This window comes from Streptomyces sp. NBC_01089 (assembly GCF_045162975.1).
Taxonomy (GTDB): domain Bacteria; phylum Actinomycetota; class Actinomycetes; order Streptomycetales; family Streptomycetaceae; genus Streptomyces.
Window position 1 is genome coordinate 5,046,639 of sequence record NZ_CP108660.1, and the last position, 12,490, is coordinate 5,059,128.

9 protein-coding genes, 1 tRNA gene and 1 pseudogene are annotated in these 12,490 nt (G+C 70.0%); 8 read left to right on the top strand and 3 right to left on the bottom strand.

Annotated features, from left to right (window positions below):
* Nucleotides 1–58: 58 nt before the first annotated feature.
* Nucleotides 59–1,279, bottom strand: a pseudogene (locus tag OG510_RS22710) (MFS transporter); the annotation flags it as partial.
* A 342-nt stretch (nt 1,280–1,621) separates the two neighbouring features.
* Complete coding sequence (locus OG510_RS22715; protein ID WP_406142490.1) at nt 1,622–3,127, bottom strand: potassium/proton antiporter; 1,506 nt, start codon at nt 3,125–3,127, stop codon at nt 1,622–1,624.
* 190 nt (nt 3,128–3,317) lie between these two features.
* Here OG510_RS22715 and OG510_RS22720 point away from each other — a divergent pair, with 190 nt between their 5' ends.
* A complete protein-coding gene (locus tag OG510_RS22720; protein ID WP_406139142.1) occupies nt 3,318–6,074 on the top strand; it encodes a penicillin acylase family protein in 2,757 nt (918 codons plus the stop codon).
* A 66-nt stretch (nt 6,075–6,140) separates the two neighbouring features.
* Here the strand turns inward: OG510_RS22720 and OG510_RS22725 are convergent, their stop codons facing one another.
* On the bottom strand, nt 6,141–6,734 hold the full coding sequence (locus OG510_RS22725; RefSeq protein ID WP_406139144.1) for a 5-formyltetrahydrofolate cyclo-ligase: 594 nt from the start codon (nt 6,732–6,734) through the stop codon (nt 6,141–6,143).
* 94 nt (nt 6,735–6,828) lie between these two features.
* Between OG510_RS22725 and galU the strand changes: the two genes are divergently transcribed.
* From galU to OG510_RS22760, 7 genes are all read left to right on the top strand, one after another.
* Nucleotides 6,829–7,731, top strand: a complete 903-nt coding sequence (gene galU, locus OG510_RS22730; RefSeq protein WP_406139146.1) for a UTP--glucose-1-phosphate uridylyltransferase GalU — start codon at nt 6,829–6,831, stop codon at nt 7,729–7,731.
* Between the two features lie 3 nt (nt 7,732–7,734).
* Nucleotides 7,735–9,039, top strand: coding sequence for a gephyrin-like molybdotransferase Glp (gene glp / locus OG510_RS22735; RefSeq protein ID WP_406139148.1), 1,305 nt, complete (start codon nt 7,735–7,737; stop codon nt 9,037–9,039).
* A gap of 60 nt (nt 9,040–9,099) precedes the next feature.
* A complete protein-coding gene (moaC, locus tag OG510_RS22740) occupies nt 9,100–9,600 on the top strand; it encodes a cyclic pyranopterin monophosphate synthase MoaC (RefSeq protein ID WP_406139150.1) in 501 nt (166 codons plus the stop codon).
* Between the two features lie 149 nt (nt 9,601–9,749).
* A complete protein-coding gene (locus tag OG510_RS22745; RefSeq protein WP_406142491.1) occupies nt 9,750–10,229 on the top strand; it encodes a molybdenum cofactor biosynthesis protein B in 480 nt (159 codons plus the stop codon).
* A 17-nt stretch (nt 10,230–10,246) separates the two neighbouring features.
* Nucleotides 10,247–10,858 carry a GNAT family N-acetyltransferase gene (locus tag OG510_RS22750; RefSeq protein ID WP_406139152.1) on the top strand — a complete coding sequence of 204 codons (612 nt, stop codon included), beginning with the start codon at nt 10,247–10,249 and terminating at the stop codon, nt 10,856–10,858.
* A 241-nt stretch (nt 10,859–11,099) separates the two neighbouring features.
* Complete coding sequence (gene glpR / locus OG510_RS22755; protein ID WP_406139153.1) at nt 11,100–12,209, top strand: gephyrin-like molybdotransferase receptor GlpR; 1,110 nt, start codon at nt 11,100–11,102, stop codon at nt 12,207–12,209.
* 84 nt (nt 12,210–12,293) lie between these two features.
* Nucleotides 12,294–12,367: transfer RNA gene (locus OG510_RS22760), tRNA-Ala, on the top strand.
* The last annotated feature ends 123 nt before the right edge of the window (nt 12,368–12,490 follow it).

The window sequence follows — 12,490 nt, forward strand, 5'->3', positions numbered from 1 at the left end:
CCGCATCGGACGCGGATGCCGTCGCCGTCGCCGAGGCCGGCTCCGCTTCCAGGCCCGGTCCCGCGTCGCGCGGCGTCAGCCGGGACCGCAGTGCCAGCAGGGTGAGCAGGGCCAGGACCGTTCCGCCCATCGGCACCAGGAACCCGGCACTTGAGCTGTACGCGTCTGTCAGCTCGCCCGCCACCGAGACGGCCGCGGCCTGTCCCAGTGCCACCGAACCGGTCAGCCAGGTGAACGCCTCGGTGCGTGCCGAAGTCGGCACCAGCGTGTCCACCAGGGTGTATCCGCTGATCAGCGCGGGTGCGATGCACAGGCCGACCAGGAGTCCGAGGCCCGCGATGAGCGGAACCGTGTGCATCGCCCAGAGCCCGGATGCCGTGATGGCCAGCGCCGTGTAGGCGACGAGCAGCCGGAACTTCGGCCCGGTCTTCCAGGCGACGGCTCCGCAGACGATGCCGGCCAGCATGTTGCCCGCGGCGAAGACCCCGTACAGCACACCGTTGACTCCGGGCTGCCCGATCTCCTCGGCGAACGCGGTCAGTGAGACCTGCATGCCGCCGAACACCGCGCCGATCCCGAGAAACGCGATGGCGAGCACCCGTACACCGGGAACCGACAGCGCGGAGACGTGCCGTACGGACGTGTGGTCGTTGTCACGTACGCGGACGGCGGGCTGGGTCCGGCGCTGCGCCGCGAAGACGAGACCGCCGATCAGGGTCAGCGTGGCCTCGGTGATCAGCCCGGCCGCCGGGTGGATCCCGGTGCACAGCGCGGTCGTCAGCACCGGGCCGATGACGAAGGTGAACTCGTCCGTCACCGATTCGAAGGCGGCGGCCGTCGACATGAGGGGCGAGCCCTCCAGCTTCGCGGCCCAGCGGGCCCTGACCATCGGGCCGACCTGCGGTACCGAGGCACCGGTCGGCACAGCGGCGATGAACAGCGCCCACAGCGGGGCGCCCGCCAGCGCGAGGACCGTCAGGGCGACCACCGAAGCGGTGTGCACCAGGACGCCGGGGAACAGCACCGCGCGCTGTCCGAAGCGGTCGGCGAGCTTCCCGCTCTGCGGCGCGAACAGCGCCATGGAGACACCCGTCACAGCGGCGACGATGCCGGCGTTGCCGTACGACCCCGTCGTGTGCTGCACCAGCAGCACGATGCCGATGGTCAGCATCGCGAAGGGCTGCCGCGCGGCGAAACCGGGCAGCAGGAACGTCCATGCGCCAGGTGTGCGCAGCAACTGCCCGTACCCCGGACGGGTCTCGGAGACCGTGGACACCACGGCCTAGCCTTTCTGCCGCCTGGTGGCGCTCCCCTGGTCGTACGGGCATGCGGAGGCATGCGTACGGGAGCTGCCGAGAGCTGTCCTCTTGCGCGGAACTGCGGTAGGCCGGGCCGTTTCGTCGTGCGGAACACCTGCGCGGATACCGCGCACGCACCGCGACGTGGGTGCCTCGACCGCCATACGGTCGCGCCAGCTCTGCATCAGGCAGAGTTGGTCGATCAGGTCAATCAGGTCAATCAAGTCGATCGGGTCAGAACCGATTCGGTTCATGGTACCGCTACTGGCGAGTGGTGCTTGCTGCCGACGAGAGCGGTGCCGCTACAGGCCAGAGCGCTGCCGCTACCGGCGGTTGATGCCGCCGTCGGCGAGCCAGCCCGCCAGCTTGCCGCCCTGGCCGATGGCCCGCAGCCGTGCCTCGGCCGCGTCGCGCACCGGATTGGTCGCCACCACCAGGAGTTCGTCCCCGCGCCGCAGCACCGTCGACGGCTGCGGTACGAAGCTCGTACCGTCCCGGACGACCAGGGTCACCGCCGCGCCCTTGGGCAGCCGCAGTTCGCCGACCTCGACGCCGTGCATCCGGGACTTCTCCGGGATCGCCACCGACAGTAGATGCCCGCGCAGCCGTTCCAGCGGCGCCGATTCGATGCCCAGGTCGGCCGCGGCGTCGGCGCCCTTGCCGAGGCTGAGCTTTCTGGCCAGCCAGGGCAGCGTCGGCCCCTGCACCAGGGTGTAGACGACGACGAGCACGAAGACGATGTTGAAGACCCGGGAGCTGCCGTCGATCCCGGACACCATCGGGATGGTCGCCAGGATGATGGGCACCGCTCCGCGCAGCCCGGCCCACGACATCAGGGTCTGTTCCTGCCAGGGCACCCGGAACGGCGCCAGGCTCAGCAGTACGGAGACCGGCCGCGCCACCATCGTCAGGACCAGGCCGACGATGACCGCGGGCCAGAAGTCGCTGCCCAGCTCGTGCGGGCTCACCAGCAGACCGAGCAGGACGAACATGCCGATCTGGGCGATCCAGCCGAGCCCTTCGGCGAATCCGCGGGTGGCCGGCCAGTGCGGCAGTTTGGCGTTGCCCAGCAGCATCGCCGCCAGGTAGACGGCGAGGAACCCGCTGCCGTGCGCGATGGCGCCGGTCGCGTACGCCGTGATCGCGATGGCCATCACGGCGATCGGGTAGAGACCGGACGCGGGCAGCGCGACATGGCGCAGCCCCCACGAGCCGAGCCAGCCCACGGCGAGCCCGATCGAGGCGCCGATCGCCAGCTCCAGGGCGATCTCGCCGATCAGTACGTACCAGTGGTCGACAGGACCGGCCGTCGAGAACGCGATGACCAGGATCACCACCGGGGCGTCGTTGAAGCCGGATTCGGCCTCCAGCACACCGGTGATCCGGGACGGCAGGGGCACCCTGCGCAGCACCGAGAAGACCGCGGCGGCGTCGGTGGACGACACCACGGCTCCGATGATCAGGGCCTGGCGCCATTCGAGACCGACCAGATAGTGCCCGCCGGCGGCGGTGATCCCCACGCTCACCGCGACGCCGACCGTCGACAGCACGACGGCCATCGGCAGGACCGGCTTGATCTCTTTCCACTTGGTGCCGAGACCGCCCTCGGTGAGGATCACGACCAGGGCGGCGTAGCCGATCACCTGCGTCATCTCGGCGTTGTCGAACTTGACGTTGAAGATGCCGTCCTGGCCTATGGCCATCCCGATGCCGAGATAGAGGAGCAGGCTGGGGAGGCCGCTGCGGGAGGAGATGCGCACGGCGGCCACGGCGATCAGCAGGACGAGCGAGCAGATCAGCAGGAGCTCGTTGAGATGGTGGACAGTCAGTGGCCGTTCCTTCCCTCGTACGCCTGCAGTTACTTCGTTACCCTACCTAATCCTTGACGCTTCCTTGACGCTTCGCTTACTTGTGCGATGGCGGTGGGGATACCAGGTCCCTGGCGCCCGAGCGCTGCGCCTATGGTTGCTCCAGCGCTCCGTCGGACCTACAGACCACCCTGCCCCTCGAAGGACAGCGATGCCCGCCGCCACCACCACAGCCGCCCCTTCCGGCACGAATTCCGGCACGAAATCCCGCAGGAAGAAAGGGCGTCGCGCCAGGCTGATCGTGATCGTCGTGGTGCTGGCGCTCGTCGCGGGCATCGGGTACGGGACGTACTGGGGCGTGAGCACCGTGCGGGCGTCCCTTCCGCAGACGACCGGTGAGATCAAGGTCCCCGGCCTCTCCGGCAGCGTCGACGTCAAGCGCGACAGCTACGGCGTACCGCAGATCTACGCGGACACCGACGCCGACCTCTTCCGTGCGCAGGGCTACGTCCAGGCCCAGGACCGCTTCTACGAGATGGACGTCCGGCGGCACATGACGTCCGGCCGGCTCTCCGAGATGTTCGGCTCAGGCCAGGTCAAGACCGACTCCTTCCTGCGCACCCTCGGCTGGCACCGGGTCGCGCAGCAGGAGTACGACACCAAGCTGTCGCCGGAGACGAAGAAGAACCTCCAGGCGTACTCGGCCGGGGTCAACGCGTATCTGAAGGGCAAGGACGGCAAGCAGATCTCCGTCGAGTACGCGGCCCTGAATCTCACCAACGACTACAAGCCCGAAGCCTGGACGCCCGTCGACTCGGTGGCCTGGCTCAAGGCGATGGCCTGGGACCTGCGCGGCAACATGCAGGACGAGATCGACCGCTCCCTGATGACGTCGCGGCTCAGCGCCCAGCAGATCAGCGACCTGTACCCGTCCTACCCGTACAGCCGGAACAAGCCGATCGTGCAGCAGGGCGGCATCGACCCGGTCACCGGCAAGTTCGACCAGGACGCGAACCCGGGCGGTGTCACGGGCGGTTCGAACACCGCGGGCGACGCGGTCGAGGGTGTGCAGTCGCAGCTTTCCTCGCTCTCGGACACCCTGGACAAGATCCCGACGCTGCTCGGCCCGAGCGGCAGCGGCATCGGCTCCAACTCCTGGGTGGTCTCGGGCAAGCTGACGACCACCGGGAAGCCGCTGCTGGCCAACGACCCGCACCTGGCGCCGCAACTGCCGTCCCTCTGGTACCAGATGGGCCTGCACTGCAGAACCGTCAACAGCAACTGCCACTACGACGTGGCGGGCTACACCTTCTCCGGCATGCCCGGCGTGATCATCGGGCACAACCAGAACATCTCCTGGGGCTTCACCAACCTCGGCGCCGATGTCACCGACCTCTATCTGGAGAAGGTCACCGACAACGGCTATCTCTACGACGGTGAGGAGAAGCCCTTCACGACCCGCAAGGAGACCATCAAGGTCGCCGGCGGGAAGTCACGGCAGATCGTCGTGAGAGAGACGAACAACGGCCCCCTGGTCTCCGACCGGGACACCGAACTGGCGAAGGTCGGCCAGAAAGCCCCGGTGACCTCGGCCGCACCGGACCGCGGCGCGGGCTACGCGGTGGCACTCAAGTGGACGGCGCTCCAGCCGGGCAACTCCATGGACGCGGTCTTCGACCTCGACAAGGCCAAGGACTGGACCGGCTTCCGCGCCGCCGCCAAGGACTTCGACGTCCCCTCGCAGAACCTGATCTACGCCGACACCCAGGGCAACATCGGCTACCAGGCGCCCGGCACCATCCCGATCCGCTCCAACGGGTACGACGGGACGATGCCCGCTCCCGGCTGGGACTCCAAGTACCAGTGGAAGGGCACGATCCCCTTCGACAAGCTGCCCTACGAGTACAACCCGAAGCGCGGCTACATCGTCACCGCCAACCAGGCCGTGATCGACCCGAAGAAGTACCCGTACCTGCTGACCGACGACTGGGGTTACGGCACCCGCAGCCGGCGGATCACCGACCTCATCGAGTCGAAGACCAAGGACGGCGGGAAGATCTCGACCGAGGACATGCAGAAGATGCAGCTGGACAACAGCAGCGAGATCGCGAAGCTGCTGACCCCGCGGCTGCTGAAGCTGAACATCAAGGACCCGTACGTCCGCCAGGCGCAGAAGCTCCTGGAGGGCTGGGACTACACCCAGGAGTCGGACTCGGCCGCCGCCGCGTACTTCAACGCGGTCTGGCGCAACATCCTCAAACTGGCCTTCGGCAACAAGCTGCCCAAGGAGCTGCGGGTGGAGGGCCAGTGCCTCAATGTGCCGCCCGCCAACAGCGCGGCTGGGCCCGCCGACGAACAGGACAAGCTGGTACGGGAGTGCGGTGAGCGCTCGGCCGACTCGGCGCAGCCGGACGGCGGCGACCGGTGGTTCGAGGTCGTGCGCAAGCTGCTCGACAAGCCGGACAGCGACTGGTGGAAGACGCCGAAGACCCGCCTCGACGGGGCCACCCACAACCGTGACCAGCTGCTCGCGCGGGCCATGAAGGACGCCCGCTGGGAGCTGACGGCCAAGCTCGGCAAGGACGTCGACACCTGGAACTGGGGCCGGCTGCACCAGCTGATGCTCAAGAACCAGACGCTCGGCACCGACGGCCCCGGCATCCTCCAGTGGATGCTCAACCGCGGCCCGTTCAACCTGGGCGGCGGCGAGGCGGCGGTGGACGCCACCGGCTGGAACGCGGCCGGCGGGTACGGAGTCGTCTGGGTCCCGTCGATGCGGATGGTCGTGAACCTCAAGGATCTCGACAAGTCGCAGTGGATCAACCTGACCGGTGAGTCGGGGCACGCGTACAGCGCGCACTACACCGATCAGGAGAGCAAGTGGGCCAACGGCGAACTGCTGGGCTGGTCGTTCAGCAAGGCCGCCGTCGACAGAAGCACGGTCGACACCCTGGTGCTCAAGCCGTGACACGGGCGGCGTCGGGCCGGCCCGGGTCGGCTTCCGGGCCGGCCCGGGCGCTGACCCGGCGGCGGCTCAGGCGTTGAAGCGGCGGATGCCCGCCGGGGTCACCACCGCGTGCACGGGGTGGTCGTGCGGTTCCTCCGGGACCCGCGTGACCACCTCGTTGTCGTACAGCAGCACCACCAGGGCGGGGTGCGCTGCCGCCCCCGCGAGCCGGGCGAGCACCCGGTCGTAACTGCCGCCGCCGCGCCCCAGCCGCATCCCCCGCCCGTCGACGGCCAGTCCGGGCAGCAGGACCGCGTCGGCTTCGAGCACCGCGCGTACGCCGAGCCGTGCGCCGGCCGGCTCCAGAAGCCCGCGCCCGGCGGGCACCAGCGAGTCCGCGCCCCGGTACGCGCCCCAGTCGAGGTCGTTGTCGGGCAGCAGCACCGGAAGCAGCACCCGGACCCCGCGGGCGCGCAGCGCGTCCAGGAGCGGGCGGGTGCCCGGCTCACGGCCGACCGAGACATAGGCCGCGACGGTGTGCGCCCGCGCGAGCTCCGGGAGCGCGACGGCGTGACCGGCGAGAACCGCGGCAGCCGCCGCGACGTCCTCGGGGGACAGGAGGGCCCGTGCGGCCAGGAGTTGCCGCCGCAGAGACGGTTTGTCGAAGTGTGCGGGCGTCATGAGAAGTCCGTCATCCTCTCGTCACCTCGGGTATGAGGATCTATTAACCGGAGCATCATCTTCCGCCCAGATATCAGCGGATAGGGTGCTACGCATGACTCAGTTGCCGCCCAGGATCAGCAAGGCTGTCATTCCGGCAGCGGGCCTCGGTACCCGGTTCCTGCCGGCCACCAAGGCCACGCCCAAAGAGATGCTGCCTGTGGTGGACAAACCGGCCATCCAGTACGTCGTCGAGGAGGCGGTCTCGGCCGGTCTCTCCGACGTACTCATGATCACCGGTCGGAACAAGCGTCCGCTGGAGGACCACTTCGACCGCAACTACGAGCTGGAGTCGGCGCTCACCCGCAAGGGCGACGCCGAGAAGCTCGCCAGGGTCCAGGAGTCCAGCGACCTCGCGACCATGCACTACGTCCGCCAGGGCGACCCCAGAGGGCTGGGCCACGCCGTGCTGTGCGCGGCCCCGCACGTCGGTGACCAGCCCTTCGCGGTCCTGCTCGGCGACGACCTGATCGACCCGCGTGACCCGCTGCTCGCACGCATGGTGGAGATCCAGGAGCGCGAGGGTGGCAGCGTGGTCGCCCTCATGGAGGTCGAGCCGGCCCAGATCCATCTGTACGGCTGCGCCGCCGTGGCGCCCACCGGCGAGTCCGACGTGGTCAAGGTCACCGACCTGGTCGAGAAGCCCGCCGTGGCCGACGCCCCCAGCAACCTCGCGATCATCGGCCGCTATGTCCTGGACCCCGCGGTCTTCGAGATACTGCGCAAGACCGAGCCGGGCCGCGGCAACGAGATCCAGCTCACCGACGCCCTCCAGCAGCTCGCCCACGACGAGAAGGCCGGGGGTCCGGTGCACGGCGTCGTCTTCAAGGGCCGCCGCTATGACACCGGCGACCGGGGCGACTATCTGCGTGCCATTGTCAGACTCGCGTGCGAACGTGAAGACCTGGGCCCGGACTTCAGGGCCTGGCTTCGCCGTTATGTCACCGAGGAGATGTAGCACGTGAGCAACACCCCGATCTGGTCGGTGGACGAGCATCTGGACGACATCCTCGCGGCAGTACGTCCACTCGAACCGATCGAGCTGCAACTGCCTGACGCGCAGGGCTGCGTCCTCGTCGAGGACGTCATGGTCGAGGTCTCGCTGCCGCCCTTCGACAACAGCTCGATGGACGGGTACGCGGTCCGTACGGTCGATGTCGAGGGCGCGAGCCAGGAGTTCCCCGCCGTGCTGACGGTCATCGGGGACGTGGCGGCCGGCCTGGCCGAACTGCCCACGGTGGGGCCGGGGCAGGCCGCCCGCATCATGACGGGCGCCCCGCTGCCGCCCGGAGCCCAGGCCGTCGTACCGGTCGAGTGGACCGACGGCGGCACCGGCGGGGGAACCGCCACCACCATGCGGGCCGCCAGCGGAGCGCCGGAGGGCGCGAGCGGCGAGGTCCGTGTGTACCGCTCGGCCGAGCCGGGCGCGCATGTACGCGAGCGCGGCAGCGACGTCCACACCGGCGACCTCGCACTCGAAGCCGGTACGGTGCTCGGCCCGCCGCAGATCGGGCTGCTGGCCGCGATCGGCCGGGGCTCGGTGCGGGTCCGCCCGCGCCCGCGCGTCGTCGTCATGTCCACCGGCAGCGAGCTGACCCAGCCGGGCGAGGTGCTCGCCGAGGGCCAGATCTACGACTCCAACAGCTTCGCCCTGGCCGCGGCCGCGCGGGACGCGGGCGCCATCTCGTACCGCGTCGGAGCGATCACCGACGACGCCGACGCGCTGCGCGCCACCATCGAGGACCAGCTGATCAGGGCCGACATCCTGGTCACCACGGGCGGCGTCAGCGTCGGCGCGTACGACGTGGTGAAGGAGGCGCTGTCGTCCGTCGGGGACCAGGACGTGCACGGCAGCGGCATCGACTTCCGCAAGCTGGCGATGCAGCCGGGCAAGCCCCAGGGCTTCGGCTCGATCGGCCCCGACCACACCCCGCTGCTCGCGCTGCCCGGCAATCCGGTATCCAGCTATGTCTCGTTCGAGTTGTTCGTGCGCCCGGCGATCCGCGCCCTGATGGGCATGAGGGAAGTGCGCCGTCCGACGGTCCGCGCCACCCTGGAGACCGGTGCGGCGATCAGCTCGCCCGTCGGCCGGCGCCAGTTCCTGCGCGGCAGGTACGACGCGGAGAAGCGCACCGTCAGCACGGTCGGGGGCTCCGGATCGCATCTGATCGCGGCTCTCGCGCACGCCGACTGCCTGATCGTGATCCCCGAGGACACCGCCCTGGCCGAGCCCGGCACGGAGCTGGAAGTGGTCCTCCTGGGCTGAGGGCGGCGCTGTGGCGGTACCGTGTCTGACCACACAGGCCGGACCGGGAGCACCACAGCAATGAGTACGCAGCAAGGGCTCACGCACATCGACGAGGCGGGCGCGGCCCGTATGGTCGACGTCTCGGAGAAGGACGTCACCGCGCGCACCGCACGAGCGGGCGGACGGGTCCTTGTCTCGCCGTACGTCGTCGAACTGCTCAGGGGCGAGGGCGTCCCCAAGGGAGACGCCCTCGCCACCGCCCGGATCGCGGGCATCATGGGGGCCAAGCGGACCCCGGACCTGATCCCGCTCTGCCACCCCCTGGCGGTCTCCGGGGTGAAGCTCGACCTGAGCGTCACGGACGAGGCGGTCGAGATCACCGCCACGGTGAAGACCACGGACCGCACCGGTGTCGAGATGGAGGCGCTGACGGCCGTCACGGTCGCCGCGCTCACCGTGATCGACATGGTGAAGGCGGTCGACAAGGGGGCGGTCATCACCGACGTCCGGGTCGAGGAGAAGACCGGCGGCAAGTCCGGCACCTACCGCCGCCCGGCCCCGGAGGGATCGGGAGCATGAACACCCCGCACACCCCCGACGCCACCCCGCACACTCAGGCCACTCGGGCGACCTCGTCCGGCCGGGCCACGCCGTCCACATCGTCCACGCCGTCCACGCCGTCCACGCCGTCCGCTCAGGCTCCTGCGGCCCGGCCGTACACCGCGCTCGTGGTGACGGCGTCGAACCGCGCGTCGGCCGGGGTGTACGCCGACCGGGGCGGCCCGCTCATCGCCGATGCGCTCACCGGACTCGGCTTCACGGTCGAAGGACCGCAGGTCGTCCCGGACGGCGACCCGGTCGAACAGGCGCTGCGCGCCGGGGTCGCGGCGGCGTACGACGTCATCGTCACCACCGGTGGTACGGGCATCTCACCCACCGACCGCACCCCCGACGCGACCTTGCGCGTCCTCGACCGCGAGATCCCGGGCATCCCCGAGGCGATCCGCGCCGAAGGGCTGGCCAAGGTCCCGACCGCCGCACTCTCACGGGGCGTCGCCGGCCTGGCCGGCACGACCCTCGTCGTCAACCTCCCCGGCTCGACCGGCGGGGTCCGCGACGGACTCGCCGTACTCGGACGGCTGCTGGTGCACGCCGTGGACCAGATCCGGGGCGGCGACCACCCCAGACCCGCCGGGAGCATGAGCTGAACCTCTCACCGTGGCCCGTGGAACTGGCAGAAGGCCCCATCGCCCTCCGCCCCATAAAACTGCGGGACCAGAAGATCTGGCGCGAGGTGAACCGGCGCAACCGCGACTGGCTGCGCCCCTGGGAGGCGACCGTTCCGCCGCCCGCCCCCGGCGGCCCGGTCGCACAGCGCCCCACCTACCGTCAGATGGTCCGCCACCTGCGCTCGGAGGCACACGCCGGGCGGATGCTGCCGTTCGTGATCGAGTACCAGGGGCGGCTGGTCGGCCAGTTGACCGTGGCCGGGATCACCTGGGGCTCGATGTGCTCGGGCCATGTCGGCTACTGGGTCGACCGGGAGGTCGCCGGGCGCGGCGTCATGCCGACCGCGGTGGCGCTCGCCGTCGACCACTGTTTCCGTACGGTCGGTATGCACCGCATCGAGGTCTGCATTCGCCCGGAGAACGAACCGAGCCGGCGGGTGGTGCAGAAACTCGGATTCCGCGAGGAGGGGCTGCGGCCGCGTTATCTGCACATCGACGGGGGCTGGCGCGACCATCTGGTCTTCGCGCTGACCGCCGAGGAAGTCCCGGACGGGCTGCTCAACAGATGGCGCCGGGCGCGTCCCGGCACGACACCGAAGCTGCCATGAGGCTGTTCGTGGACTGACCGTGAGCAGAGCGTGAGCTGCTCGGAAGGCGCGGGAAGACCCCGTAAATAAAATAAGTGTTCGAAATTGCTGCCCAATCGGACCTCATCCGAAGTGAACACGCCCACATTCGGAGACTGTTGATCCGAACAATCACAAAAAAAGTTCGAGATATCAGCCGGATCGTGCGACACACCGGGCCAATTGGCAGATGGCCCCATGCGGACCCCTCTACGGTGTGAGGGTGAGCAGCAGTGGCCTCATCTACGCAGTCATCGTCGGGGCCTGGGCCGCCTACTTGGTGCCGATGTGGCTCCGCAGGCAGGACGAGCTGAACGAGGCCCGTCCGACGGAACGCTTCAGCACCGCCATCCGGCTGCTGTCCGGACGGGCGGGAATGGAGCGCCGGTACGCCAGGGAGCTTCAGGAGCGCGCAGCCGGTGAGGGTGTTCCCGACGATGCGGTGCCGGACAGTGCGACGGATTCCCCGAGTTCCGTCGACGTCCGGTCCTTCGCCGTGTCTCCGGCTGATTCGGCGGACCCGGCTGATTCGCCCGATGCGGCGCGTCCCGATGGCAGGGCGGAGCAGGCGGCCCGCCGGGGGCGGTCCGCCCCGAAGGCGCGCCGTGCCGGGCCCGTCAGCAGTCCGGCCGCCGAGCGTGCCCGGCGCCTGAAAGTGCTCGCACGCCGCAGACGCACCACCGTGCTGCTCTTCGTGGCGTTCACCGTCGGTGCGGTCGTCGCCGCGGTCGGCGGCCTGGGCTTCCTCTGGGCGCCCGCCGCGCCCGCGCTGCTGCTGAGCACGTACATCGTGTATCTGCGGACCCAGGAGCGGCGCCGCTTCGCCTTCACGATGGACCGGCGCAGGGCCGAGGCCGCCGCGCAGCGGCTGCGCGAGAACCGCCCCCGCCGCCCCGGCGCGGGCGCGGCCGAGCAGCGCGCGGACGCCGACGCACGCCACCCCGAGCCGGAGCCCGCACCTGCCGTCTCCGCGCAGGAGGCCGGGCGCCGCGCCCTGGTCGAGCAGACCGACCACGCGGAGTGGGTCGACCAGCAGCGCGAGCGCGGCCGTGACCACGGCGACAGCTGGGAGCCCGTCCCGGTGCCGCTGCCGACGTACGTCACTGCGCCGGTCGCGCCCCGCGCGCCGGGCAGCATCGATCTCGGTGCCCCGGACACCTGGAGCTCGGCCCGCTCGTCCAGCGTGCCCGAGCCGACGTCGGACGAGGCCCCGGATCCCGCCCCCGCGCAGGACCGGCAGAGCCCGTCGTCCCGCCGCTCCCGCGAGCGCGGCCGCACACCGCTCTTCGACCAGTACGAGGACGAGGACCGGCCGCGCGCGGCCAATGAGTGACCGGCCGGGGCGGGCACCGGTGACCAGCGAGGGAGCGGATTTCCGAGCACCCCGGACGGGGTGCTAGAGTTTCACTCGTTGCAAGGGCCTGTGGCGCAGTCTGGTAGCGCACCTCGTTCGCATCGAGGGGGTCTGGGGTTCAAATCCCCACAGGTCCACCGCAAGGACCGGTTCCGGGTTCGTCCCGGAGCGGTTCATGAAATCCCGGTCAGACGGTTTCCGTCCGACCGGGATTTCGTCGTTCCGGGGGCGCCGCAGACGTCTGCGGCGCCGTCACGGAC